This is a genomic window from Ruegeria sp. AM1 (assembly GCF_056540745.1).
Genome location: NZ_JBQFXH010000009.1, coordinates 34,440 through 59,745, shown reverse-complemented (window position 1 = coordinate 59,745; position 25,306 = coordinate 34,440). Strand labels below are relative to the sequence as shown.

Genomic DNA, 25,306 nt, shown 5'->3' with positions numbered 1-25,306 from the left:
TTGCGTGTACCGAACACCGGGTCTAAATAGCGCCTCACCAACGCGGACCGATAGCTCAGCTGGATAGAGTACTTGACTACGAATCAAGGGGTCGGGGGTTCGAATCCTCCTCGGTCCGCCACTGGTTTCCTGTTGGACGTCAGACGAATTTGACCTTTGCGTCATAAACTGACCCAACACCCCCTTTTTCGTACTCCCACAGACTGTTTCGTTTGATCTGACTTCTCCTCTGGAAAATCAGGGCTGATTTGCAGATCAGACGGCGAAGCCGCCTGTTCCTGCTGATCTGCCACGTGGCGAACGCGGGAGGGGGCGAGGCAATGCTATTCGACAGGGGTGGTGCGGCCCGCAGGCAAAGCCGAGGACACGGCCCTGTCTAATAGGGTTGCCCGAGGGGGAGGGCAGCGCCCTCACCCTGACGGCCAGGGGCGTTTGGCTTGTCCAAATCCCACTGGCCAACAAAGAGGTCGACGGCCGGCCCAAAGCTGCCGTTCATTGCGTCGCCCGCCGCCGTAGTGCAGCTCTCGCATTGCAGCCATTCATGCTTTGCCTGACCTCAACAGGTCAGGCTGAAGCGCAAGAACAGGTGGGTCGTGAACGTGTTGCGTAGATAGCAATCAGAGGTGTGTTGGAGCTTGCGATTGCTAAGAAACTAGCCAGGTCAGCGTTGTTCCCAAAAGCTTGATTGGGACATCCAATTCCCCGTCTTCCTCTTCTGAGTAAATGCGAAATGCAGGCCCCGAGATAGCGACGCGTTCATTGTGCGGAACGCTTTCGACGCAATGTATCACGCTGTCTAGTATCTTTTGGCCATGAGGGGTTTGTACCTCTGCAGCGTATTCCATCTTAGCGCGTTTAGAGATGCACTCTCGAAGTGTCACTTCATTTGCAGTAGGTATAGCGCGGACTGTGTCAACGGTAGCAGAAACAAGCGCGATGCCGACTGATATCAGGTTATTCCGGCGCGCCAAAAACGGAATTACCGCTTCTTCTAGGCTCTCGTCATTGTGCGCAGAAAGTAGTTCCAACAATTCTCTCACATCCCCCTCCCAAACACCTGCATCAAGAAAGTCCCCCTCATCGGAAAATGACTTCCAAAGTGTCGAGCCTAATGCTTCCTCACCCCTCGAATAACGCGGATGATCAGTTAGAGCAGGTTTTAGGTGATCCCAACTCGACCAATGTAAATGAAAGGTGCTGATGGGCGTCGTTCCCATCCAATGGTTGCTAGGCAAAAACAAACCGACTTCTGTTTCTCCGTCGACGTAGTGGTCCCACAAGCCAACATAAACGACCGTGTTAAAGCTGGGCTCTTGAGGTGCATCAATCGAAGTTATGCCAAGTGTTGTGATCGCGCGAAGAGCAACGACAGCAGCTTCAAACGAACGGATACACTCTTGAGATTTTAGATCAACATCAGGGTCGTGTTTTGACTTGTTGTATAGCTGCCGCAGTGTGTGCAGGGACGTCACTTGAGGAGCCGCCAAGCCTAATGATGAAAGATTATCAATCAGATCATTGAGACCCGTTCTGCGACTAATTGTCGGATAAACGACGGATTTTAGGTAGTATTCAAGACGTGATGTGAAAGGCTCGATCAGTGCCGATAGATCTGCTCGAGAAAAAGATTGATGGGTGAGTACCGTAAGTTTGTGAAGTGTATGCTCTGCATCTTCCGTGATGGCTTCGCCGCGTGTTTTCATTGATAGGCCTGCTTTGAATGTTGGTAGGTGTCGCCTAGTTGATCGGGAGGAAATTAGCCTTGCTGCTCGTCCTCCGCTTTTCTCACCCAATTCGTCGCAGGGTGCTTGGGGCGTTGGCAGAGTTGATTATTCAAGGCGCAAAAGGAGCTGAATTTAGTCGCCCGTTTCCAAGAACGATAATTGTGCAATGACTCTTCGCGCGAGTCATGGCGTTGTATAGCAAGCGCCGCTTATGCTCGTCGCTGCCAGTTGCTGATTGCGGCCACAGGACGATTACTCTGTCGAACTCTCTGTTTTTGGCTCCATGGATGGACATAGCGTTGATTTTCGCACTTTTCTTGAAGCCAAGGCGTGTGTTGGTTCTCACTGCATCGGAGACAAAGGAAACCAGTTGATCTTTTTCGAATTCGCTTTGGCCTGTCACCCTTTGAAGCCTGCGGATACGTTGGTCCACTGTTTTGACGATTGGTTGCGCCGAGTGTTCTTTCAACAATGCACAAATCTCGTTGAATGAAGCCAAAGCTGGAAATCCGATTGTCTCAGCCAGTTCATACTCAATTGCGCTGTCGCCACCTTCCCACGTAATCGAGAAGGGGCCAAAAGTCCCGCCTTTAGGCCATTTCCACTTTTTTGTTCTCGCGGTCTCGATCGCTTTCTGGATAATGGCGCTCTTAGAGTCCGGCGTGAGGATTGCAACGTCGTCGCAGCCTTGTGTCAGTTGAAATGCTAAACTCCATGCGAGCAACCCAGGGTTTTGGGCCGTGGCCGGAGCTTCCACAAGCTCGATACCTTCGCCAACCCAATGAACCCTGCCAGTCTTACCAATACCTTCCTCCTTCAGCACGTCCAGAATGCTTTCACCGCTCCTGACGGCCAAAGCAGCGGCAAGCAAACCACTTTTGTTCGTTCGGTGACTTTGAGTAAGGGAATGAGTGGTTCCGGCGCCTAGCAATTGGTCGATGAAGCCCGCTGTTTCTTGGCCGTCGCTCAAACACTGGAAACTGTCTGCGGCAACTACTGTCGTGCAGCATTGCTTCAAGCCAAGAACTATTCCCTGCCGATGGACATCGAGGTCTTGAGCCTCATCGACTAGCAATACGGGGTAAGATCGGGCCACCCAACGTCGAACCTCTGCATCTTTCAAGAGTTCACCGGCCATGAGACAAGGCCCCTGAAATTGGCCCAACTCCTCTGCCTGCTGTCGAATTTCTTCGGTCAACTTGGCGCTTCTTCGTCGGACCAGTGTCTGAGCAAAAGAGTCAAAGGTGAGACAATCAAATTTTTGTCTAAATGATGCTTCGGCGTTCAGGCTTGAAGTCAGCCGCCGTCGCGCACCATTCATAAAGGTTAATGCGAGCATACGTTGACCCTCACCCAACGCATCGTTCTCAATCAATTGCCGGGCATGAGCCACCATGTTGAAGGTCTTGCCCGACCCAGCGGGCCCTTCGAAGAAGTCAAACGTCATCGGGAGGCTCGAACCGGAAGGTCGGCATAGCAGCACCGTCTTCGGTCTCCCGGACGAAAAGTGGAGAACTCTGGACTGATGGGTCAAGCAGAGTGTCACAAAGTGCATTGAGCAGCTGGGCCGCCCGCTTGCGGCATGCGGCTTCACCCATCAGAATTGCCGATGTGATTTCTTGTGTGGGGGCGTATGACTTCCTACTTTCCAAGAAAGCAGAAAGCTCCTCCGCGTGACCGATTGCCGTGTCATTGGCCTCAGCTAACTGGGGCAAAACTTCTGCAAGGTTTGCTTCCGCGATCCAAGTGACCACGTGTTCAATTTTCCAGTCAGTTGGCCATATGATTGCCGAGCTCGGCGTTGGATCAGCCTCATTCAATTCCGTTAAGTATGCCCTTCCTGCTTGATCTCCATCAACAAGGATCGCGCAATGATGATGGACACGTCTGACCACTTCATGTGTCTCAGCGATCTTTGCGTCGTCTGTAGGCACGACCCCAACAAACGTCCCAAACTTCGACTGTTCATTTTCAGGTGAATTCCAAGTTTGCCTAAGCTCCAAAGCCGTTTGGAGCGTTTCTAGCCATGCGACATCGCTGATGCCCTCTGGGATCAAAACACGTTTATGCATCAACGCTGCAATCAGCTTTTGCCGCCAAGCAAAAAAGAGGTGTTGCTTGTGATTGGACGGACCAGCGGGTGCTGTCTTTGACAATGGCGAAACAGACATTTGCCCATCTTTGTTATCGACAAAGTAAGTTGTTTCGACAGGGAACATTGCCGCGACAAGTGGCGAGTGTGTAGTGACAATAGTCTGATCGCAGAGCGCGTTTAGCCGGTTGACGAGCCGTTTTTGTTGAGAAGGTTGAATATGTAGTTCAGGCTCCTCAACCGCGAGGACAAATGACTTGTTCGCATCTGCTCTGGCCTTGCCGAACTGCATCAGTAGCAGAAGACTTTGCAAGGAAGTCAAACCAGTTCCTTGCCGGGCGGAAGGGAGGGTTGGACCGTCCTCGTGAGCAAAATGAGGTACAACGCTTTCGAGGACTGAATTGCTGTCCGTCTCTGTTATACGAAGCTGAAGCCTTGGTGATGATGGCATGAGCTTTCCAAGTTCATCATTGGCCTGCTCGACAATCGTTGTAAGGCCGTCTTGTTCTTCTAGTTTCTGACCAGCTTCCGGTTCCCAAAGACGTGCTCTTGCATCGCGTATAGCAGTTGCAGGGAGGCCACCTAACGTTGCAACGAGACGCCGAAAAAGCTCTGAAGTAAACGAAATCCATTTGTCCCATGTCCGGGAGGCGGGGACCATGAAGAAGCCAAGTTCTTGAAGTGTCTTCGAGGAAATCGGCGTGACAACGGTGTCTTCGTGGAATGGATCACCAAGAGTTGCTTCATTATCCACAAAGAACCTAACGGTCTCGGCCTCGAGTTCCTGGAGATCAAATCGGGCCGAAAATGCGATCTGAACACTTAGTTCAGTGTGCTGACCGTCTGCTGATGCGGCAAGGCTGCCTGTATTTGGGTTGAGCCACTTCTCAACGCCTCCGCGACCAATCGCAAACCAAGATGGGCTATGCTGCGGATCATTCTCCGGGAAGCCTGTGACGGTGGCAATGATTAGGATCCGAGATGTTTCGATGGGTCTGCTCTTATGAAAGTCATGTTCAGTCAAGCGCCGAACCAATCGGTCTCTTCCCAGCAGTAGGGCAAGAGCCTCGATAATCGTTGTCTTGCCGTTGTTGTTCGGCCCCACAAGAACGGAATGTTTGCCAAAAGTAATGTCTGCGTTCTGCACCCCACGCAGGCCTGAAATCTTTAGACGCTGAATATACAATTAGAATTCCTGTTTCGGCCAAATTGATGAGACAGATACAAGCTTAGGGCGAGGCTACAGGGATTAGTGCCAGTTGAAAATGCCACTTGTGTTGATTCGATCGCCAAGCAAAAACCTACTTTGTCGAAGCATAGCCCATAAGGATGTCTGCTTTCCCGAACCAAGTGAATTTTCCTGCGCGCCCGCAGCGAACTTCCGCTTCCCGACCCCTAGGCTTCACCAAAGTCACCGTCATCATTGACTTTTAGGCCCCATGGAAGGCTTTGGAAAACTGGGATCAAAAGTACGCTCATCGCTACAAAGGCTGTCACGAAGACAATGTCTCGATAAACGCTAGGATCCTCGCGGACGACGGGGAATGCTCGGAAAGCCTGTTCGGCTAAGAAAACAAGCGTGGCTGCTAAGAAAACCGTGTGCACTGCACCTTCGACAAACCGCCTTTCCGGAGTATAAATCTGGTGCCTGATGAGTTTGTACTTCGTGCGCAGGCGAGCAAGCTTCCAAGGCACAGTTCGGGGCGTATCGCCTTCCTCCTTGAGCCTGGCCACCTCTGGCACCTGTAAAAGTCGCTCTGGGCTTTCTTCGGGGTTTAGGGGAGTTGGATTCAGACCGTATCTCTCATTGACCGCGCGCCAGAAGCTGGGTGGCATTTCGGTAAGTCCACGTTCGTAGTTGCCGATGGTGCCGACCGAAACCTGGAACTCAGCTGCAAACTCAGCCTGAGTCTTCCGGTTTTTTCGCCTGATCAGAGAGAGCCGCTTTCCATCATTTGGATGCGCTTTCGATTCGGCGATCTTCATATTCTTGGGTTTCATTCTTCAACTTTTCCCAAAATCGGGTGCGCGATGGCCATCAATCTCACGCAGCACAAAAAAATACCTAGCCTTTGTCTCTCCGGATGCTGCAGTTGAAATCAAACGGTGATTTTCAACATTCTGCAAAATATTGTGGATCGTTTCTACTTGCGATCAAGATGATGTGGAACCTTGGTGCTGACCAGCCTCTTGCCTGCTGGAGGTTTACACGCAAACTTGTCGGCAATTGGCGGGGTCAAAGCAGGACAAACAGCGTGAGTAACAGGCGATGACCAAGGTCGATCGGGACGTATTTGCAGCTCATGAAGCGTTGAAAATGGAGCTGCGCCTGAGGGGCTCATCGCTGGCCGCCATCGCTCGCCAGGTCGGTGTCTCACGCACGACTGTATCGCTGGTTGGATTGCGCAAGATGAGCGTGCCGCGAGTGGAACGCGCCTTGGCGGCAGCCGTCGGTAAACCCGTCGAAGAGTTGTTCGGAGCTATTGAAGCGGAGGAGGGCAAACAATGAGTCCATAAAACACAAAGACCTCGAAGGAAGCTTGCGACTCCCTACAAGGTCTTGGTGCAAAAGTTTGAAGCCCTTTGCACCTCCTTCATGACCCAAATTTCGAAACCCGTCAACCGCGCAGAGCGTTTCTGCGGGCGGGTTTCGTTCATCCCAACATAAAGGAGAGCCACCCGGCGCTGGTGTGAACCTGTGGCTGTGGCAAACACCATGACAAAAGATGATGATGACGACTTCTATCGTCCCCCCTCGCCGACTGTAGCGGGGCTGATGTTCCCCGCGCGGTCTAAACTAACTGTGCGAGGATTCACGCTAGCGATGACGCCTGCGGAACAATACTGGCGTCAGATTATCAGTGCCAGCCAGGGAGAACGGGAAACCTGCCTGTTGTCGCTGGCAATGCCTGATCTCTGGAACCTCACCGATCAGCCAAAGCCAGTGAGCTTTGTAGACGTGGATGGCAGACAAAGAACCCACAGGTTCGACTATCTCGCAGTGTTCAAAAATGGTCGCCGCGTCGCCATTGCGGTGAAACCTGCGGAGCGCGTTGAGCGACTGAACTTCAAAGCCACGCTGCAAGCTATCAAGCGTGACTTGCCCATTGGCTTTGCCGATCGGGTGGCCTTGGTCACGGAGCGAGAGCGGCACAAGGTCGAGGTTCGCAATGCTGAGCTGCTGAACTTCTTCCGGCGGTGTGCCGACGAAGAGGCAGACAACACCGTTGCCGATCTCATCAACGGGCTCCTTGGCGAAGTTTCGATTAACGATCTCATCGAAAAGTCTGGTCTTGGTGCTCGGGCGTTTCGCGCGGCGTTCCGTGCGATCTACGCGGGCAGGCTCATCGCGAATACGCGAGAGAACATTTCTATCAATTCAATCGTGGCACCAACAGGGGCAGGGCATGAGACATGAACCTATCCGTCTTGGCGTGACCACGTGTGACGCGATCGTTGCCAACGGGAAAACACACGTCATCACCAAAGTGACTGACCTGTTTGTCGAAATGAAGCCGATGCGCGGGGATACTGAGCCGATTTCGTTGACACACGCAGAGCTATCAGAGCTTATCAACTCCGGTCAGTTCTCCATTCAGTATGGCTATTTTGAAAGCCGTCAGGTTGCACGTCGAGCAATAGCTGGCCGGTCTTTGATGTCGCGTGTGTCGACGAAATCTCAGCTTGATGCCTTCTGGAAAGAGTGCTGGAGCACAACGTTCTTGGAGATGGAGGGTGAAGATAAGCTCAACCGCTCAGCGGAACGATGGGAAGAGTTCCTGCCGGAGCTAGAACGCCGTGTCACAGAAAAGCTGAAGAAGGGTCTGAAAGCGGCAACAGCGGGGGCCAGCTTTGACAGCATTGAGCTGTGAAGAACGCCCTGCAGAACATCAGTAATGTCGTGGGTGCGGGATTGGGAGACGTCCAAAGACCCAATGGTTTTTGTGAAAAAGTCGATCTTTAATGGCAGCAACGCGAGGCGCATCGATGCTGAACGCGAAGCCATCATTCAAGCCGCGCTTGAAGGTTATCTGCATCCAAATCAGCTTCTCCCAGGTCACATCCACGATGACGTAAATGCCGAAATCCGACGGCGCAACGCAATCCGTGTTGCGAATGGTGGTTTGCCTCTGGCCGAGGTGTCTAAGAGCACCATCGAACGAAGGATCAGGGAACTTGATAAGTTCGAGGTGCTTGCTGCCAGAAAAGGTCTGGCGGTCGCAAAGAACAAGCTCGGTGCACATGGTGGTGGATTGAAGCTGGCTGTGCCCCTGAACCGGATCGAGATGGACGAATGGGAAATCGATCTGATTGCGATCTTGAAAAAGAGCGGTTTCGACTTCTCTCAGTGCAGCGTCCGCGATATTGAAACAGTACGATATTGGGTTTGCGTGGCGTTTGATACAGCCAGCCGCAGTATCGTTGGCCTGAAGCTTTCCCGAAGCCCTACCGCCGAAGACGCCAAAGCTGTCCTTTGGATGGCCATGCGCGACAAGACGGAGCTGTCACGCCAGTTGGGCTGCGAAACCGCATGGAAGCAACATGGTCACATTTGTCATGTTGCGGTGGACAACGGGCCGGCGTTCGTGAACGCGGAGTTCAAGGCGGCGCTTTCTGATCTATGCATAGACTACTCCGTCCTGCCTGCTGGTGTCGCCAAACTGCGCGGGCATGTGGAACGGGTGTTCAGGTCGGTCGCGACGCTTCTGATGCCATACCTGACAGGTCGGACGTTTTCCAATCCCCAGGAACGTGGAGATTATCCGTCACAAAAATTTGCTGTCCACACCGCTGAAAGCATCGTCGAGCTTTTGGTTCGGTTCACAGTCGATGTGTACCACAATCGGAAGCACCGAAAGCTCGAATATGCGACTCCAAACATTGTTTGGGACCGCCTTGTAAAAGATTTCGGCTGGTCGCCCCCAATGAGTAATCACATCCTGCGGCACATTCTTGGGGTTGCCTTGTCGCGTGACACCGGTCGCCACGGTGTTCTGGTCAATGGCGTGAACTACCATTCTGACCGTCTCGCAAAGCATTTCCAAAAATTTGGCAAGCAACACGTTGATGTGCGCGTCGACCCTGAGAACATGGGGCATATTTCAGTCTGGCTGGAGAATGGCACCGAAATCGGTTGGTCGACACTGAAGGCCCAGATTGTCGGGCTTGAGGGTTTATCTTTTGCCGCTTGGGAACGATCCGTGTTTGAGCTTCGGCAGAACAATCGCAATGCGGCATCGCTGACGCAGGGCGTGGTGGATCGCGCCATCAAGCGGATCAAGGACATCGATGCCGAGCAATGTTCTCTGCGACAGCTTGGTCCGATTGGCGACACTTACGATCAGATCAAACAGGCTCAGAAAGAAACATTCTGGGGGCTCTCATTGGGGATCGATCCAGAACTTAACGCAGCTCCGCCTGAGGATGGAGACAGCGAGCCTAAAGGTCTTTTGTCTAATGAAATCACACATGATCCAACGCCAAGCCGCACCGATCACCCCGTACTGCGAGAGGAGCAGAACGCACCAATCGAATTCTGGTCTTTCGGCGACGACGCCGATGGCCGGCATGAATTCTCCGACAAGGATGAAGACGATGAATAAAGACGACAATGAAATCCGCAAAACTGTCCAAGATCTGCGCTCGGCATTTGTACCGACGCCGTCTTATCGCAAACTCGAAACCCACTTCCGCGCTTTGCTTGAACAGCGGCGCGCCGACGTGAGAGACGAAACCATCAACATCGCGCGCGGCATAGTTCTTGTCGGGCAATCCGGCAGTGGGAAAACCACTGCCATTCGGGAGTTGATCCGCAAGAACAGATCGTTGCTTCAGACGGACCCCACGCTGGATATCTGCGAGTTCTTCAGCCTTCAGGTTCCAAGCCCGGCCACGATGAAATTTGTTGGCGCAGCGACGCTTCGCGCTCTTGGCTATCCCTATTCCGGGGACAAGCAGGGTCCGGCCATATGGGATCAGGTCAAGGTTCAGCTCAAGCTAAGGCAGACCTGTTTTCTGCATCTCGATGAAGCACAGGATTTAGCTCGATATCAGACGGACAAGGAGCGCCAGTCTGTCGTGAACACCCTCAAGTCCGTGATGGAAAACTCCCTCTGGCCAACCGGGCTCATCCTGTCAGGCATGCCGGATCTCAAGAAGATCGTGAACCAGGACCCCCAATTGGCGCGCCGCCTTTATCCTGTCGAGATCGGCAGGTTGCATGCGCTCCGGGATGTGGAGCCTGTACTCGACATTGTCCAGAAATATGCCGCCCGAGCCCGGATTGGAACGCAGCCTTGTGTGCGTGGTGAGCAGTTTGCGCAGCGGCTGATGCATGCTGCGGATTACGAGTTTGGTTTGATGGCAGAGATTACAGTTCAGGCCCTCTCAAAGGCCCTGTTCAGTGATGGGTTTGAGGCCCGATTACAGATTCGTCACTTTGCGGATGTGTTCTTTGACCGAAGCGCCGCTATCGATGCTCTCAATCCGTTTGCCGCAGAAGACTTTGCGCGGATTGATCCCCGGCAGATCTTCGAATTTGACGGGGCAGATGCATGATGGCGCCTCTAAAACCTGCTCTCCCCTTCATCGAAGGGGAGACGCTTTCCGGATATGTCAGCCGCCATGCGGTGTTATTTGAGACTACACCACGGGACTTTTGTTCAGATCTCGGGATGCGTTGGCCGTTTCTGTGTAGCGGGTATGATACGCAAGTCGAACGGCTCTGCTGGCTGACAGGTGAGCCAGTGGAGGCGTTGCGCGCCTGGCGGACCCAGAAAATCGGAATTGGCTACTACAAGGTGGGGAAGGCGCAGGCCAACACAGCCGTACTGCGGCGCACCGCCGTTCGACTCTGTCCGCAATGTGTGACAACCGCATTGTCTGAAACTGGTCCACCGGGTGTGTTTCAGATGCTTGAATGGTCCATTCTCAGCATCCACAGGTGTTCACGACATAGCTGCCCGTTAATCACTTTGCCTTCTTCGAACCATTCCCACACAACCTACGACTTTGCTGCCCGGGTCCTTGAGCACCGAGAAAAAATCCATCGGGCAAGTGAATCTCAGGAAATGCTCAAAGAAATCAGCTTTGAAAACTACATTCGAAAACGCATCTGGCATGGTCCACAGGGTGACTGGCTGAGCGATTGGGACCTCCATCACATTCACCGCGCGAGCCTGACCCTGGGGGCTGCACTAAGTGGTATCAAGGGCGAGATGCCTGGAAATCTGCCGATGCTGGAAGTGCGCTCCTTATGTGAGCTAGGCTTTTACAACCTGGCCAGTGGCAATGCGAAATTCAAATCAGCCCTTCATGAACTGCACGAAGCCAGCACAACCGAACGTCCTTACTACAGCGCAGACTTGGGGCCATTCTATCACTGGCTTCGAGAGGCTTATGCTGAGCCGCCCTTGGCTGAACTGGTTCAGATCATACAGAAGCATGTCTTTGACACATACCCAACACCAACAGGCAAAGGCGTATTCGGCAAGAGGCCAAAAGTTCAGAAATGGCTTACAATTAACGATGCGCGAAAACGCTCAGGTTTCGGAGCCGTGTTCTTGAAGCAGCTCCTCGGTCATCTGGACGGAATCTCCGAGGAAGACGCTCTAAAACGAACCGATGTGCACGTCGATGAAATCAAAAAAGCGAAATCCTACTGGAGAACTCTCATCAACCTTAAGCGCGCGGCTTCTGACTTGGGTATTCATGCCCAACAAGTTAAGGCGCTTCAAAACCGATGCGTCCTCTCTACGGTCAAAATTACCTCGTCCAAACGCTACTTGAAACGCGAGGAAATTGACGACCTTTTGAAACGCGTTTCAGAACTGCCCCGATCTCTATCTGAAAAGTCAGTTCTTCCCATTAAGGAATTCTGTCGCGCCAAGGGTGTTCAATTAACCCGAGTGATTGATCTCTGGATAAGGGGCGATTTGGATGGGAAGGTCTGTCGAGGTGAAGGTATTGGCCTGCAAGCGATAGAGGTGGATTGGGATGCACTATGTGAAAAGCCAGGGATCCAACTTGATCGCGATCTAAAGCTTCCGGAAGCAGCCAGTTATCTTCAGATCAGTGTTATTTCTATCAGGCATTTGAGGGATCATGGCTATTTGGTCCAGATACAGCATCGCAATCCTGATACCAACCATCTGAGAAGCTACATTTCAAAGAGCAGCATCCAAGCGTTCGAGCGAACCTATATCACCCTCGGCCAGATGGCATCACGACAGAAGGTGGCCTCTATCCATTTGGCGCGGCAATTGGATCGCGATTCCGTCCAACCAATTTCCTGCGGGAATGAGTTTGTCCGTGTCTACGACAGAAATGCTGTGGGCTGGGGAAGGGACTGCAAAGCGACAAAAAAATGGAGGAATGGCCAGCCATGAGCACGGAAATGACTGATCAGGAACTCGCGGATGACGATGAGGCGCAGCTTCGCATGATTGTTGAAGCCTACGCGAACTGCGAAGACCCCTATGACGTGGATGCGGTGCTGTCTCATGTAAGCTGGGTGCGCCGCATGAAACGCAAAGGCATTCTGGATTTGATTGCCGCCTATTCCGACGATGAGGAGCCGGACTGACACAAGCTTGGGGGTTCATCTAGCGCCCCGCTGCTACGTTCGCTTTTCCCAGCACCGGCCCAACGCATCCAAGTGCTACAGAAATCCGGGCGTTGTCTTGATCGACATACGCCCGGAAAGTGTTGTGATCTTAGACCTCTTTGTCTTCGCCATTCTCCGCGAGCGAATTGCTCACAGCTTCAAGTAAGAGTTGTTCCATGCGATAGGGCATCTCATCGACACCCCAAGCCCGTCTCCGGTCCGGCCAAAGCTCGTCAAAGAGCTCTTCGGTCATAACAACATAAGACACACGACCGCCGTGACGGAGAAATGTCGGGCCAGCATCTACTTGTTTCATAAGGCTGACGGCATTGTATTGCAGCGTTTCGATATCGAACCGCCGACGTTGGATTGGTGGAAAGTCAGTATGGTTCATGTGTTTTCCTTTCAAATGCGCACGTCGTTGGCCACGGAGAATTCCGTGTGGAATGCGGCTCGAAGGAAAATGATCAGGTCATGGTATCAGCTAGCATATCAAACTCCCGCTGTCAGCAGAGGTGCAGAAACAGTTCAGCGCTGACGTTCGATTGGATCTTCGTCAATTGCTGCTCTGCGGGCTTGTTGCCGTTCGCTGAACGTCTGCGCCCCGTTTAGGCTGAGTCTCAGACGATCCACCCAAAGACATACCCCGCCCCGAGCGAGCCAAGAACTGCGAGTAGCAGATAGAGCATGAACGGTTTCAGTTTGAGAACCGGTGCGATGGCCATCGCACCCCAAATGCTGACCACGCCGCCCGAGACAAGGAAGGACATCGCCGCGCCTTTGGACATGCCATTGTCAATCAACCCGCGCGTCAGTGGGAGCGCAGCATAGCCATCGATATAGGCCGGAGCGCCTATGAAGACAGCGGCGGGTATGGCCCACCATTTGTCTTCACCAACATATACTGCCAGTGCGCCCGGCGTCAGTACCGCGTTCAGGGCATACTCGGCGGTGAATGCCGGGATCAAACAAATCAGGATCAGCCGTGTGGTCGCCCAGAACTGTCTACTGAACGACCTCCGCCGCGGTTCGGACCGCCACACCCATGGATCGAACGGCTGATCCTCGCCGCATCGTGCAGCGCTGAGTTGGCGCGCAAGAGCGTTCTCTCGCAAAGCATTCTTGGCCCATGGTTTTTTGGCAAAAAACCCTGTGATCGCGCCCCCGAATGCCCCCAATCCGAAGGCTGCAATCGTTTTGCCGATTGCAAAGCTCAGACCCAATGTCGCGGCTGTTGTCGCGAGCATCGCCGGATCTGTTATCGGAGAGGACAGCCAGAATGCCATGATCGGAGCGAGTGGCACGCCCGCTGCCAACAATCCAACCATCAAAGGTAGCACGGTCACACCGCATACTGGCGTGATGGCTCCAATGAGCGAGGCCGCCAGAACCGTCCTCAGTGTCCTGCCCTCGAAGGCACCAGCGATGTGGGTATCCGCGCCGCTTGCGATGATCCAGGCTGCAAGCACGATGCCCGGAATGACGATAGGGGCCACGACAATCAGGCCCCATAGGACAAACTTTGCTGCGTTCGCGGCGTGTTCCGGCCAGGCAAGACAGACGCCTGCCAGCAGCAGCAAAGACACGCCCCATAACAGGGATTTCCGGTTAGATGGGTGGTGGGCAGCTGTCTGATCTGACATGGGGTACTCCTCTGGCCTTGAAAAATAGTGCGGCAAAAGGCATCTGTGAAACGCATAGTTTCAATTTCCGATATTGGAAAAACAGATGGAAAATCTGGATAGCGATCTTCTGCGAACCTTCGTCGCCGTGGCTGATGCCGGAAGCGTCACGGACGGTGCTGCCCGCATCCACCGGTCGCAATCTGCGACAAGTCTTCAGATCAAGCGCCTCGAAGCGATCCTGGGTCAACCGGTCTTTGACAGGCATGGTCGCGGGGTGGTCCTGAGCGACACGGGACGAAGGCTATTTCCAGTCGCGCAGGAGGTGACGGCACGTCTCGACGCGGCACTACGAGAGATTTCACAGAACGCAGTAAGCGGCAAACTGCGCTTGGGCATACCCGACGATCACGGGCGCGCCAGACTTGCGGCGATCATTGCGACCTTTGCCCGTCAACATCCGAAAGTCGAACTGGATGTCACCTGCGCCTTGAGCACAAGTTTTCCAGAAGCCCTCGATAAGGGGGCGCTGGACCTTGCGGTCTATGAGGTCGAAAGCCCGTCCAGTCACGAGGAGGTTGTTTATGAAGACCCGACATGTTGGGTGTCGTCGGCGCACCGGTACTTTCGGGCCGATGAAAGCCTTCCAGTAGCCTTGTTCGATCATGCGTGCTGGTGGCGCGACGCGGCGGTCATTTCATTGCAAGCCCGTGGAAAGCCATATCGCGTTGTCTACTCCAGCCAAAGCGTCTCTGGTGTCATTGCAGCAGTAGAAGCCGGGATCGCGGTGGGTCTGCTCGGTCGCTCCTCGCTGCACGGCGGTCTATCGGTGGTGAACGATGCATTGGGCCTCGGAAACACGCCTGCCTCCAAGCTGGTGATGGCATCAAGCAAGCCGAAAGAACAAGGGCCTCAGGACGCTATGAAGGCCGCGATCCGAGCCGCATTTATGGCCAACCCACGAAAACTTAAGTGACGGTGCGTTGGCTCTGCAGGGGACTGACCACTCAACCAGAGATCGCTTCACATAACCCCCCTTCAGCGATGCCCTCACTTTGTTATGGCGTTGCCAATCATACAAAGGCTTCACTAACGTGCCGTTCGAGAACCCGTTAGGCGACAACCGCCAGGCGGGTCAAAGCGCAAATTTGCTGCGGCTGCGCCAATGTCAGTTATTGGGGTGCCAGTCCGGTGGTATGGCTACACCTGCCCAGATTGCGTCAAAGGTAGCTTCAACTTCTTGCTCAGTCAAAATTCGATCAGAAAAGTTCCGACGCGAGAGATAGATCGCAGGGCCTATAAGGATGGAGAGCAAGCAATCTAGTGGAAGCTGTTTTAGCGTTCCATCATCAACAGCCCGTTCGATTGCCTCGATAATGTCGTTTGCCATGTCTGATGCAGCATCGCTTTGCCGCTTGTTCAAAATTTGCTCCATATCTATCGACTCGTGGAAGGCAAACATCTTCGGTTGTTCGACAATGAAGTCGAACATGGCAAACCACATCGCTCTGATACGCTCGGTGCTGGTGTGGCTGTCAGATTGCGCGTTCATCACTGCCGCATGCAGGAGAGACTTCACCTCCAGATAGATAGATTGCAGCATCTCGTCCTTGCCTGAGTAGTAGATGTAGAGCGTGCCTGCGGAGACGCTGGCTCTCTTGGCGACCCTCGGCATGGAGAGCTTGCCCAGTCCGTTTTCAATAACGTCAGCAATCACAGCATCTCGGATCGCACAGCGTTTCGTTTCATCTTTCTTTTGGGCCATCGGCGTCACCTGCTCGTTCGCGGAACATCTTTTTTTCTCACACTATGGGTTGAATAATGAAAGTTCATTCATTATTCAACAGCCAACACAGGAGAGAATCATGTCCCACGTCTTGTCTCGGATCACAGCCCCAGCGCTGGTCACCGCAATGATGTCTACAGCTGCCATTGGAGCAGAAGATATGAGCGTAGACGAGATCAAAAACGGATTTCGTGTGAATGCGGCGCTCGCCCAGTTTCATCGTTGGTATCTGCTGTACGAAGAGCCTGCTTATGGTCTTGAGAACCAACTGGATATTCTCGCTGAAGACGTAAGCGTTGTCTCGGGTTTGGGGGAAGCCACCGGGCACTCCGAATATGCCGAACGGGTGTCACAACTTCCAACAAGTTGGCATAACGCTCATGACGTCAAATCGACAGCGGTCACGGTCAACGACGATGGTTCGATCAGCTTGTCGGCGGACATCACTTACTTGAACAGGGGCATGCTGGAAAACGATGCTATCCGTTCCGCAGAGGTCTCGTATACGACCACACTGACTCCAAGCAGCACGGTCCTGCCCAAATTCTCGTCCATCAGCATCGTCGGGAGCAACGCGGGAGAGGCGGATACATTCGTGTCAGCCTACGGCGATAACCGGATGCTTAGTCTCGTGCACTACTGGTTGGCGCTCATCGAAGACCCAGCCCGTAATCCAGACCCCGTGCAAGAGATCTTGGCTGATGGTTTCAGTCTGAACTTCTCAAGTGGAGCAATTACCGACTTTGAGGGTTTCAAAGCTTGGCTGGCAGGGCCTGGGTCTTCGGTCACCGCGAGCACCCATAGGATTGGGGACTTCTCACAAGAGCTTGTGGGCGACAATCAATACGCCGTCTCAATGACCTTTGATTGGAACGGCATTCTGCCTGATGGCACCGAGTTGGCAGCCAGGACGAAACATACCTGGAGCGTCATTGATGACCCAACGAAGCGCTTCGCTCAGATCAAAACTGTCGATGTCGAAATACTGGAACCTTTCGCTCCGAAGGAGTGAAGCACAATCTTGCCAAGGAAGCCAAAATGAAACGCATACTTCAAATCGTCGCAGGATTGGTCGCCGTCTTGGCGGTAGCCGCAGCCACCATCTTCTACGCCTTTCCACAGGTCATCGTTGATTTCGCGAACAATGGATATGCAAGTGCCGCCGGGTTGGAGAAGCGCTCGCTCGAACTCGATGGGTACACGGTGAACTACTTCGAAAGCGAGGAGCGGGGAAACAAAGAGACGCTCGTACTCGTGCACGGTATGGGTGATGACAAAAACAGCTTTCTGCAATCTGCGGAGTTGCTGTCAGAGCACTACCATCTGGTTCTCCCAGATCTCCAAGGTCACGGGGAAAACGCCCGCGACATGGATCGGGACTATTCGATTGATGGCCAGTCAACTTTCCTACGCGACTTTCTGCACACCATCGATGTGAAGGAGTTCCATCTGGTCGGGAATTCCATGGGCGGCCACACCGCTGGTGCCTACGCCATCAAGTATCCTGACGAGATAAAGTCCTTGGTGCTCCTCAATGCGGCTGGCCTGAAGATTGACGACCATGTCACCTATATCGGGTTCGGCGACGATGTGGAAACTGAAGCAGAATTCGATGTCCTGCTGGATCGAATGTTCAAAGAAATCCCAGACATCCCCGGTCCCTTCAAAAGGCTGATGATGGAACAGATCAACGAAACCAACGAGTTTGTTGACGACGTCCTCATCACATCGGTGCAGAACGGACCCTACTTCAATCTTAAAGATGACCTGTCCGGTATCTCGGCCCCAACGTTGGTCTACTACGGCGTCCACGACGAGGTCGTCTTACGTAATGCAGCCGACTACTATGCGGACAACATTCCAAATGCAGAACTTGTGACAATCGACAATGCAGGTCACGTTCCGCAGATGGAGCTTCCATTGGTTGTCGCAGAGGGCATTCACGGGTTCATATCTCGGCAATAAATCTGCTCGATGTGAACTAAGTTCCAAGACTGTTGGATCGCTCTGCGTTGACATCAACCCGAGCGATCCCGGCTTCTTTCATGCAAGAAAACGCTTCATCGAGCTTCCTTTGATCAGAGGAAGTGCTCAATTGGCTTAAGGTGTCATTTCGCTGCGACTGCGCGAATGTCAGCTAAACTCTGATTTCCAAATCTTGCGCCGCGCTTCGTCTCGGCTTTCGTAGGACGAGATAGCGTCAATCAAATCATCAGGTGATAGCTCGGCTTCTCCCTGGGCGTGCCGAGTGATCTGCATTGTATACCACGCTGTCACGCCGCCTTCAGGTGGGTTCTCAAAACGCGGGAATTGAGGGGCACCACCCTGACCTGATAGCCAAGATGACGGCAGTTCGGGGTCTACCACCAGCGCACGCGCTAACCCAACGAGGTCGGCCTTGCCCTGCGCGACTGCACTTTCGGCTTGGGTTAAAGTCTTGAATCCGCCTGTGACCATTAAGGGGATCGTCGTCTTTGCACGTGCTCGCTCTGCGAAGTCCAAGAAGTAAGGGCCGGTGCCAGCGCGGTCAGACGAGGAAGCAGCACCGGGAAAATACGTGCCGCCGCTGATGTCGATCAGGTCGATTGCCATTTTGTCCACTGCTGCAATTACCTCAAGGGACTCGTCCTCTGCGAAACCACCCACGAGCTGATCTGTGGCATTGAGTTTGATGCCGACAGGAAATTCCCGCCCAACAACATCACGCACTGCGCCAATTACTTCGAGCAACAGCCGCATTCGGTTTTGAAGTGGGCCGCCATAGGCATCCTCGCGTTTATTGAACAACGGCGAAAGAAACTGGTTCAAAAGGAAGCCGTGGGCAGCGTGTATTTCCACGCCGCCAAACCCCAGCTCTTTTGCGAGGTTGGCCGTTCGGGCAAAGTCGAATGGCAGTAGCTTTATTTCTTCCAGGGACAGCGCGCCACAGGTCAAACCAGGCAAGTCAAGCTCGCTCGGCCCCCTTGGTGTGCTGATTGGGGCATCCGCCATCGCGCCTGCATGGCCCAATTGCAGCCAAAGCTGAGCGCTATCGGTTGCGCCTGCGTTTGCCAGACGCATGAGTTGATCACGGTCCGATTGGTGGTTCACAATCAAGTTGCCGGGCTTCTCCGGAAAATGGGGCGTAGCTTGTACTTCGCCGATGATTGATAACGCCAAACCGCCTCTAGCCCACCGTTCATAAAGTCTGATTTGATCGTCGGTCGGGTTGCCAGCGCCATCACCTAACGAGTCCGACATTGCTGCTTTGGCAATGCGGTTCTTGAGCGTCATGCCACAGGGCAAGGCCAGTGGTTGTGCGAGAGGGGAAACAGAAGTTTGGGTCATCGGGTATTTGCGTATTCCAACCGTAACTTACGCCCAAAAAACGGCCACTGGTGCAAAGCGTAGCATTCGATGAGATGGGCTCCTAGTACAACTCTGATAGCGTTTTCCTGGCGGTCAGACATGCAACTCAACAAGTTGGATAAGGTTTCCGCAGGTGTCATCAAACACGGCCATTGTCGCGCCGCCAGCCTTCACAGGAGGTTGTGTGAACTCAACTCCCGCAGACTCTAGTTTGGCAACCTCGGCCTCAATGTCGTCAACGCTAAACGCCGAAATGGGGATGCCGTCAGCCATTAGTGCTTCCTGATAGGCGCGGCTCGCCGGATGCACGTTCGGCTCTAAACCTAACTCTACTCCCTCGGTTTCCTCTTTGGACACCAGTGTCAGCCAACGGTGTTCGCCCATCGGGATATCGTGCTTCACAACAAACCCAAGCTTGCTTGTGTAGAAATCGAGAGCTTTGGACTGATCATCAACAGCTATGCTCTTTATGTACATTTTCATTCTGTGTCTCCTTGAGAATATAGTTCCACCCAGGGGTTTATCACATGCAAAATCGATGTTGCCGCAAGGGTGTGAATCTTGGTGCGCCCCCGCCAAGCAGTGGTGATTAAACCAGCCTGCTCCAGCGTATTTAGATGCCTGGTGATGCCTTGTCGGGATATCGTGATAGAATGATCTTCGAGCAGTCGCGCGCAGAGCTCGAAGAGTGATTGGTCGTCACGTTTTCTCAGTTCATCAAGGATCAACAACCGCGTTGTGTCACCGAGGGCGCTGAAAATGATGCTTAGCTGCGGGTCGAATTGAACACTCATACCCTCTTATGCAACAATATTGTTGCATGTCAAACCTAACCTGCCGTTCATACAACTTGCAGCATCAATCAAAGTGGGCTCGAACCGGACTTGCGGCGGCGCAGCAGGACAAAATCGGCACTTTTCACGTGGTCTATGACCGCAACGCGGGACACAGCACCAATTGGCTGTGTTTGCTCGAATGTCGGCAATCTGGCCAACGCTTGGGTTGGAACCAAATCTTCAGCGCGGCCTTCGAATTTTGCCGGTCATTCGCAAGCCATCACGAATGTTCAATCCCATCATCGTGAGGTTGGCTGCACCAGCGATCAACTCAATCACCTGAACCGTGTAAAAGGTACTGTCGAATTCGCCAGCGGCGGCTTTGCCTGCAAGAAACCAGGCGGCCGGTACGAGGATCAACAAGCCGTTCAGCGCAATGATCGGCATACGGGTCTTCTTGGCTTTCGTAAGCGCATCTTTGCGTTTCCGGCCCATTGCCATGCCCGATCCGCCAGCAATGACCATTGCCGGGATAAGAATGAACATGCCTTTCAGGATCAATGCCTTGATGGTTGCGACCGCTTCATGGCTCGCAAAGAGTTCGCTGGTGACCGTTGATGTCCAGAAGAGGAGGATCATCACAAAGCCGATGCCGCCCGCGATGGCGTGAATCTTTGTTTTCATAGTGGTTCCCTCAAATTGGCTTTTGGAAAGGATTTCGTCAGGCCGTGCAGCAATTCGGCACCGCAACCTTCTCAAACAGATGGGGGGCGGTCACAGCGCTTGAGGGATAATGGCTGAGCTGCTGCTGAAACTCGGGGTTTGAAAACGCGGCGCGGAAGTCCGCAACAGACTCCCAGACCGCGTAGTTCAGGTACATGCTGCCGTCACCAATAGCCTTGTGCAACTGAGTGCTGATGTAACCCGTCTGCTTTTTCATCCATTGGGCATCGCTCTTCCAGGCTTGAACCAAGGCGTCTTGGTCATCGGGATCAACTGTGAAGAGGTTGACGAGAACGACGGGTCCAGCGTTGATGTCCAATTGCCGTTCAATGGGAAACTCCGGGTCGAGGGGTTTGAAACTAACCATTGCGGTGCTCCTTGAAAGTATCTTCATTTTGGTGTCATGTTGTCATATTTAGGAAGCATCAAACACAATGACAACACATTGTCAAATTGAATGAGGAATCGACATGCCTAACGAACAAAGGACTGAAGCAGGAGAAGCCGTGACAGCGTTGATATTGGATGTGTTTCGGCTGAACGGTCGATTGCAGCTTGCCGGTGATCGCCTCGTATCAAAACTCGGTCTGACAAGTGCCCGATGGCAGATCCTTGGCGCCATCGCCTATTCTAATCGACCGGAATCCGTTGCCTGGCATGCACGGACGATGGGCGTTCACCGGCAGGGCGTTCAACGGATCATCAATGAAATGAGCAAAGAAGGCATAGTGGAGTTTCAGCCGAACCCACACCACAAGCGGGCGCACTTGGTCGTCATGACTCGAAAGGGGCAGGAGTTGTACGAAGCCGCAATTGCGAGGCAAATCCCATGGGTGAACGAACTCTCGGAAGGCCTGTCGCCAGATGAGATTGCGACAGCGCAAAATGTTGTTGGTCGTCTCAAGACACGTCTCGAGGAAGCTTCAATGCAAGAGGTTCGGACTCCAAACTAGAGCTGACGCTTGAAGTGCTGGTTCGTCTGGTCCGCAGAGGAGCTCACCACTCAACCAGAGATCGCTTCACATAACACCCGTTCAGCGACGTTCGCGGTTCGGTACGCAGCCTAAAGAACAGTCATTCTTGGCGCCAGCAGCAATCATCAGGGTTTGACTTCACACGTCGCGCAACAAAGCGGGCTTTTGTTACCCAAGCTCTTATATCGGCTTCCACAACACGGCGTCACTGATGCGGCGGATTCCGACCCGCTTGAATTTCCTGAACGCGCTCGGGCCAAGTCGACCGGATATAGGCAAGAATGTCCCAGATATCGTCGTCGGTGAGCGTATCCCCAAATCCGGGCATACCACTCGCAAAGCCGTCGACGCCGCGCGCGGCCAACGCGGCCTCGCCACCTAGTTGGGTGTATTCGAACAGAAGTTGGTTGTCGTGGTGCCATGTGTGCCCGGTCTCGTCATGGGGCGGCGCAGGCAGAATACCGTTGTCGTCAGGCGTCTGCCATTCCGGCTGTCCTTCGAGATTGACTCCATGACAAGACGCGCATTGTTCGGCATAAAGGGTCTGACCATTGGCCAAATCCCGGTCATCCATTTCGTGACCAGCACTTACACTCGTTGCGAAGCTGAATACTGTGACGATCAAAAAGTCCCGCCTGTTCATGGGGTACCTCAATTCGGTAGAGTCAAAACGCTGGTGAGCGTCGCGGTTGCTGCAAGGACCACCAGAATGATTACGGCTTCGATTTCAATGGAGCGAACCAAGTGGCGGGCAGCTTTACTGTCCCCAGATTGCATGGCTGGAACGAAGCGCAGTTTGTTTGCTGCGGCCAACATCAGGACCGCGCCCACGAGCGCGAGTTTGATTAACAGGGTTTGCCCATAGCCCGTTGTCATTAACGCCCACATATCGCCAAGCAACATCCAAGCCATCAGCAGTCCCGCCGAAATCAATGCAGGGATAATAACCGAAGCCGCCTGCCCAAACCGATGCCCCAACATGGCTGCGTTGTTCAGATATTCTGGCCGTTGAGACAGGGCGCGCAACGGTCCTAGTATGCCAATCCAAAACGCGACACCCAGAAGGTGCAAGAGCAATAACACACGGACGCCGGTTATCTCCAACTCAGGGACATGCCCGATCTGGGCGAATGACCACAGGGCGATCATTCCACTGGCAAGCGCGATCCATTGGCCGACTAGGGGCATGAATACCCCGACGATCATCAATACCGTCCCGACAACCCGATATACCAGAACGTCGCCAACCGGGGTCTGCCACAGCAGGCCGAGCATTTCTGGATCGGTCATACCATCAGCTCCGCCCGTCAGGGCTGCACCGCGCAGCATGAACCCAAGGACGGAGCCCGCAAGCGCAAGCCCCGCAAACAGTGCAATCTGACCACGCATTCTATCGCCCAGAGGCGACACCAAGTCGGCAAAAGCAGCCCGAATGATCAAAAGACCAGTCGCGCCACTAATGCCCACATACAGCATCAGCTTGGACAATATCGCGCCTATTCCCCAGATATCGGGCATGGTCAGTCCACTGTGAATGTGAACTCGCCCTGCATGGCGTGCCCGTCTGCACCCAAGCCCCGCCATTCAATGCGATAGGTGCCTTCGCCCATGCTTTGAAGCGGGAATGCAAATGCGCGGCCAAATTTTGTCTGATCTCCCAGGTCGAGCGTGACGGTATGAGCCTCCTGATGGATCATGTTAACCTTTGTCAGGCGAATATCATCCGCGAAATTGAAACTGATCTCAGAGGGCACTTCGGCAACTGTCGCGCCGTTTTCGGGTGTGGTGGTGTCCACGCTCGAATGGGCAAAGGCGCTCGTAGCAAGCGTGGAAATCAATGCAAATGTGGTGAGCTTCTTCATCGGGGGATTCCTCAGTTTATTCCATTGGCGCGCTGGATTTCACGGATGTAGTCGATGACCATAGCCACATCGCCACGGGTCAGGCCTTCAACCGGAGGCATATCGCCAAACTGCCAGTGGTGGCTTCTGACGCCCATTGCGACCGCGCGTTGAAATGACTCGTCTGCATGATGGCTGGGTTCATAGATAGTATGGATCAGCGGTGGCCCTGCGCCTTCTACGCCGACCGCGTTGCTGCCGTGGCACGCGGCGCATGCTTTTTCAAATATGCGCTGCCCGATGGCCGCATTCCCTTCGATAGGCGGCATCTGAATTGCCACCATCGCGTTGCCCTCAGTAGGTGCCGACTGCGCGGCCTCCTCAACTGGGGCGGGGCGTAGAGTGATGTAGGCAGCGACGGCTACCACGGCGCATGTGCCGATCAGGAGATATTTTCGGTTCATGTACTGGTCCTAACCTTGTGTGACAGAGTGGTGCCGCAAATAGTTCGCAGCACACTGGAACGTGTTCACTGCCGTGAACAGCGTCGGAAATCTGTTTCAAGTGTTAGGTGGCCTGTCCGGGTTGTCCGGTTCACTGATCGTTGAAAGGCTTGTAACCTGCAATACCAACACGACCACTGCTTGGTTAGGTTTGGTTTCGAATGCCTGTGTCATGAGCGCTAGAACGCTACACAGGAATGGATTGCATCCTTCATGTGCTGAGCTGTCAGGTTCATGCTGCCTGTCTTTGCCAGGAGCGACCAGCCCGTGGTTAGCGTGTTGAGCCTCAACACTTGTGGCCACGTGATCAATACAATGCCCACCAGCGCACTCACTAGCTAGCGCATACGCGACATTCCCAAGCCCCATAACAAGGATCAGAAAAACCGTAAGAACTGTCGTGGTTAGTGGGCGAATGTATGTCACGTGGCGAAGCTACCCCGGATTCTGACCGAATACAACGCGCCGGCCAAAGGGGGCGCAAAACCCAACGTCCCGCTACAGGGTACGCAGTTGAGAAAGCATTGGGCACGAAACATTCCCACTGTCGCAATTGGCTGTAAGTTCAGTCAACGCCGCTTCCAAACGCTCAAGTTCCTCTATCTTTTCGCGCACATTCAAGACGTGGTGCTCAGCCAAGTCCTTAACGGATTGGCAATCTTCGCTATCGCCTTCGGATAGTTCGAGGAGCGTCCTCGCATCGACAAGCGGAAAGCCCAGATCACGGCACTTCTTTAGGAAGCGAAGCCGTCCGATATCCTGCGTAGAGTAGATTCGCCGGTTATTTGAAGCTCGTTCCGGTTTAGGCACGATCCCTTCGCGTTCGTAGTAGCGGATCGTTTCAATGCCGACACCGCTTTGCCGGGACGCTTCTCCAATCGCAAACATGTCAGGTTCCCCATCTTGATCCTGTAGTGGCTACAGAAGTTATACGAACGGATGTCGCTTAGACAACTCCGCACAAAAAGGGCCGTCAGAAACGGAAATGCAGAAGTACCTTAGCCTCAGTTACATAGGATCGCTGTCCGCGCTTGGCGTTGCGACTTGCTGCGTGTTGCCCATGACGATGATGCTGCTGGGACTAGGCGGCAGTTGGCTGGCAATTTTCGGGAAGATAGCAGCGGCTAGTTTCTATGTCTTGGCGATTTCGACCGCGCTCGTCGCGGTATCTTGGCTTGTGTCTTATCGGCGCGGTTCATTGCCAAAGTTGAAGTGGTGGCTTTGTGGAACGACCGCCATGACCGGTTTAGCTTGGGTTGTCGTGTTCTATGAAGCTCGGATCAACGATTTTCTGATTATGCAGATGTGAGAC

The 25,306-nt window shown here is 53.6% G+C and carries 29 protein-coding genes and 1 tRNA gene; 13 read left to right on the top strand and 17 right to left on the bottom strand.

All coding sequences use genetic code 11. The features are described 5' to 3' along the window. Positions 1–44 precede the first annotated feature (44 nt). A tRNA-Arg gene (locus ACR0I7_RS16060) sits at positions 45–121 on the top strand. Positions 122–644: 523 nt separating this feature from the next. Here the strand turns inward: ACR0I7_RS16060 and ACR0I7_RS16055 are convergent. From ACR0I7_RS16055 to ACR0I7_RS16040, 4 genes are all read right to left on the bottom strand, one after another. Beyond that, on the bottom strand, positions 645–1,703 hold the full coding sequence (locus tag ACR0I7_RS16055; RefSeq protein ID WP_480512810.1) for a hypothetical protein: 1,059 nt from the start codon (positions 1,701–1,703) through the stop codon (positions 645–647). Positions 1,704–1,833: 130 nt separating this feature from the next. After that, positions 1,834–3,171 (bottom strand): ATP-binding domain-containing protein, encoded by a 1,338-nt coding sequence (locus ACR0I7_RS16050; RefSeq protein WP_480512809.1) that lies wholly within the window; start codon positions 3,169–3,171, stop codon positions 1,834–1,836. Next, entirely contained in the window at positions 3,161–5,002 is a 1,842-nt protein-coding gene (locus tag ACR0I7_RS16045) for an ATP-dependent nuclease (RefSeq protein WP_480512807.1), read from the bottom strand. The genes ACR0I7_RS16050 and ACR0I7_RS16045 overlap by 11 nt, the downstream gene beginning before the upstream one ends. A 209-nt stretch (positions 5,003–5,211) precedes the next feature. After that, positions 5,212–5,817, bottom strand: a complete 606-nt coding sequence (locus tag ACR0I7_RS16040; protein WP_480512805.1) for a helix-turn-helix domain-containing protein — start codon at positions 5,815–5,817, stop codon at positions 5,212–5,214. Between the two features lie 268 nt (positions 5,818–6,085). Between ACR0I7_RS16040 and ACR0I7_RS16035 the strand changes: the two genes are divergently transcribed. The 7 genes from ACR0I7_RS16035 to ACR0I7_RS16005 all read left to right on the top strand — a co-directional run bounded on the left by ACR0I7_RS16035 (position 6,086) and on the right by ACR0I7_RS16005 (position 12,400). Then, a complete protein-coding gene (locus tag ACR0I7_RS16035) occupies positions 6,086–6,325 on the top strand; it encodes a helix-turn-helix domain-containing protein (RefSeq protein WP_480512803.1) in 240 nt (79 codons plus the stop codon). Positions 6,326–6,532: 207 nt separating this feature from the next. After that, the gene (locus ACR0I7_RS16030; protein WP_480512801.1) at positions 6,533–7,234 is read left to right on the top strand and encodes a hypothetical protein; all 702 of its coding nucleotides are present in this window, start codon (positions 6,533–6,535) and stop codon (positions 7,232–7,234) included. Next, positions 7,224–7,688 (top strand): hypothetical protein, encoded by a 465-nt coding sequence (locus ACR0I7_RS16025; RefSeq protein WP_480512799.1) that lies wholly within the window; start codon positions 7,224–7,226, stop codon positions 7,686–7,688. Before ACR0I7_RS16030 ends, ACR0I7_RS16025 begins: the two co-directional genes overlap by 11 nt. Before the next feature lie 24 nt (positions 7,689–7,712). After that, positions 7,713–9,419, top strand: coding sequence for a Mu transposase C-terminal domain-containing protein (locus ACR0I7_RS16020; protein WP_480512797.1), 1,707 nt, complete (start codon positions 7,713–7,715; stop codon positions 9,417–9,419). Continuing rightward, positions 9,412–10,374 (top strand): TniB family NTP-binding protein, encoded by a 963-nt coding sequence (locus ACR0I7_RS16015; protein ID WP_480512795.1) that lies wholly within the window; start codon positions 9,412–9,414, stop codon positions 10,372–10,374. Before ACR0I7_RS16020 ends, ACR0I7_RS16015 begins: the two co-directional genes overlap by 8 nt. Further along, positions 10,371–12,203 (top strand): TniQ family protein, encoded by a 1,833-nt coding sequence (locus ACR0I7_RS16010; RefSeq protein ID WP_480512793.1) that lies wholly within the window; start codon positions 10,371–10,373, stop codon positions 12,201–12,203. The genes ACR0I7_RS16015 and ACR0I7_RS16010 overlap by 4 nt, the downstream gene beginning before the upstream one ends. After that, the gene (locus tag ACR0I7_RS16005) at positions 12,200–12,400 is read left to right on the top strand and encodes a hypothetical protein (protein WP_480512791.1); all 201 of its coding nucleotides are present in this window, start codon (positions 12,200–12,202) and stop codon (positions 12,398–12,400) included. Before ACR0I7_RS16010 ends, ACR0I7_RS16005 begins: the two co-directional genes overlap by 4 nt. A gap of 130 nt (positions 12,401–12,530) precedes the next feature. Here the strand turns inward: ACR0I7_RS16005 and ACR0I7_RS16000 are convergent, their stop codons facing one another. Then, entirely contained in the window at positions 12,531–12,815 is a 285-nt protein-coding gene (locus ACR0I7_RS16000) for a hypothetical protein (RefSeq protein ID WP_480512789.1), read from the bottom strand. A 226-nt stretch (positions 12,816–13,041) separates the two neighbouring features. Next, a complete protein-coding gene (locus tag ACR0I7_RS15995) occupies positions 13,042–14,064 on the bottom strand; it encodes a permease (protein WP_480512787.1) in 1,023 nt (340 codons plus the stop codon). Between the two features lie 85 nt (positions 14,065–14,149). Between ACR0I7_RS15995 and ACR0I7_RS15990 the strand changes: the two genes are divergently transcribed. Then, positions 14,150–15,019, top strand: coding sequence for a LysR substrate-binding domain-containing protein (locus tag ACR0I7_RS15990; protein WP_480512785.1), 870 nt, complete (start codon positions 14,150–14,152; stop codon positions 15,017–15,019). A gap of 192 nt (positions 15,020–15,211) precedes the next feature. Here ACR0I7_RS15990 and ACR0I7_RS15985 read toward each other — a convergent pair whose 3' ends face one another. After that, positions 15,212–15,808 (bottom strand): TetR/AcrR family transcriptional regulator, encoded by a 597-nt coding sequence (locus ACR0I7_RS15985; protein WP_480512783.1) that lies wholly within the window; start codon positions 15,806–15,808, stop codon positions 15,212–15,214. A gap of 100 nt (positions 15,809–15,908) precedes the next feature. Between ACR0I7_RS15985 and ACR0I7_RS15980 the strand changes: the two genes are divergently transcribed. Then, entirely contained in the window at positions 15,909–16,841 is a 933-nt protein-coding gene (locus tag ACR0I7_RS15980; protein ID WP_480512781.1) for a hypothetical protein, read from the top strand. Between the two features lie 26 nt (positions 16,842–16,867). Continuing rightward, entirely contained in the window at positions 16,868–17,794 is a 927-nt protein-coding gene (locus ACR0I7_RS15975; RefSeq protein ID WP_480512780.1) for an alpha/beta fold hydrolase, read from the top strand. Between the two features lie 168 nt (positions 17,795–17,962). Here the strand turns inward: ACR0I7_RS15975 and ACR0I7_RS15970 are convergent, their stop codons facing one another. From ACR0I7_RS15970 to ACR0I7_RS15950, 5 genes are all read right to left on the bottom strand, one after another. Next, positions 17,963–19,156 carry an NADH:flavin oxidoreductase/NADH oxidase family protein gene (locus ACR0I7_RS15970; RefSeq protein ID WP_480512778.1) on the bottom strand — a complete coding sequence of 398 codons (1,194 nt, stop codon included), beginning with the start codon at positions 19,154–19,156 and terminating at the stop codon, positions 17,963–17,965. Positions 19,157–19,270: 114 nt separating this feature from the next. Continuing rightward, positions 19,271–19,660, bottom strand: a complete 390-nt coding sequence (locus ACR0I7_RS15965) for a VOC family protein (RefSeq protein WP_480512776.1) — start codon at positions 19,658–19,660, stop codon at positions 19,271–19,273. Then, positions 19,657–19,971 carry an ArsR/SmtB family transcription factor gene (locus ACR0I7_RS15960; RefSeq protein WP_480512774.1) on the bottom strand — a complete coding sequence of 105 codons (315 nt, stop codon included), beginning with the start codon at positions 19,969–19,971 and terminating at the stop codon, positions 19,657–19,659. Before ACR0I7_RS15960 ends, ACR0I7_RS15965 begins: the two co-directional genes overlap by 4 nt. A 222-nt stretch (positions 19,972–20,193) precedes the next feature. Further along, positions 20,194–20,637, bottom strand: a complete 444-nt coding sequence (locus tag ACR0I7_RS15955; RefSeq protein WP_480512773.1) for a hypothetical protein — start codon at positions 20,635–20,637, stop codon at positions 20,194–20,196. Positions 20,638–20,674: 37 nt separating this feature from the next. Then, on the bottom strand, positions 20,675–21,043 hold the full coding sequence (locus tag ACR0I7_RS15950) for an antibiotic biosynthesis monooxygenase family protein (RefSeq protein ID WP_480512771.1): 369 nt from the start codon (positions 21,041–21,043) through the stop codon (positions 20,675–20,677). 103 nt (positions 21,044–21,146) lie between these two features. On the opposite strand from ACR0I7_RS15950, the gene ACR0I7_RS15945 reads away from it, so the two are divergent. Next, positions 21,147–21,629 (top strand): MarR family winged helix-turn-helix transcriptional regulator, encoded by a 483-nt coding sequence (locus ACR0I7_RS15945; protein ID WP_480512769.1) that lies wholly within the window; start codon positions 21,147–21,149, stop codon positions 21,627–21,629. Between the two features lie 226 nt (positions 21,630–21,855). On the opposite strand, the gene ACR0I7_RS15940 is transcribed toward ACR0I7_RS15945, so the two are convergent. The 5 genes from ACR0I7_RS15940 to ACR0I7_RS15920 form a co-directional block, all read right to left on the bottom strand. Continuing rightward, complete coding sequence (locus ACR0I7_RS15940) at positions 21,856–22,224, bottom strand: c-type cytochrome (RefSeq protein WP_480512894.1); 369 nt, start codon at positions 22,222–22,224, stop codon at positions 21,856–21,858. A 77-nt stretch (positions 22,225–22,301) separates the two neighbouring features. Then, positions 22,302–22,940 (bottom strand): copper resistance D family protein, encoded by a 639-nt coding sequence (locus ACR0I7_RS15935; protein WP_480512767.1) that lies wholly within the window; start codon positions 22,938–22,940, stop codon positions 22,302–22,304. A 230-nt stretch (positions 22,941–23,170) separates the two neighbouring features. Beyond that, a complete protein-coding gene (locus ACR0I7_RS15930) occupies positions 23,171–23,512 on the bottom strand; it encodes a copper resistance CopC family protein (RefSeq protein WP_480512765.1) in 342 nt (113 codons plus the stop codon). 11 nt (positions 23,513–23,523) lie between these two features. Then, positions 23,524–23,955: a c-type cytochrome gene (locus ACR0I7_RS15925; RefSeq protein ID WP_480512763.1), complete on the bottom strand. Its 432-nt coding sequence runs from the start codon at positions 23,953–23,955 to the stop codon at positions 23,524–23,526. A gap of 537 nt (positions 23,956–24,492) precedes the next feature. Then, the gene (locus ACR0I7_RS15920; RefSeq protein WP_480512761.1) at positions 24,493–24,882 is read right to left on the bottom strand and encodes a MerR family transcriptional regulator; all 390 of its coding nucleotides are present in this window, start codon (positions 24,880–24,882) and stop codon (positions 24,493–24,495) included. 172 nt (positions 24,883–25,054) lie between these two features. Between ACR0I7_RS15920 and ACR0I7_RS15915 the strand changes: the two genes are divergently transcribed. Then, entirely contained in the window at positions 25,055–25,303 is a 249-nt protein-coding gene (locus ACR0I7_RS15915; protein ID WP_480512759.1) for a hypothetical protein, read from the top strand. Positions 25,304–25,306: the final 3 nt, after the last annotated feature.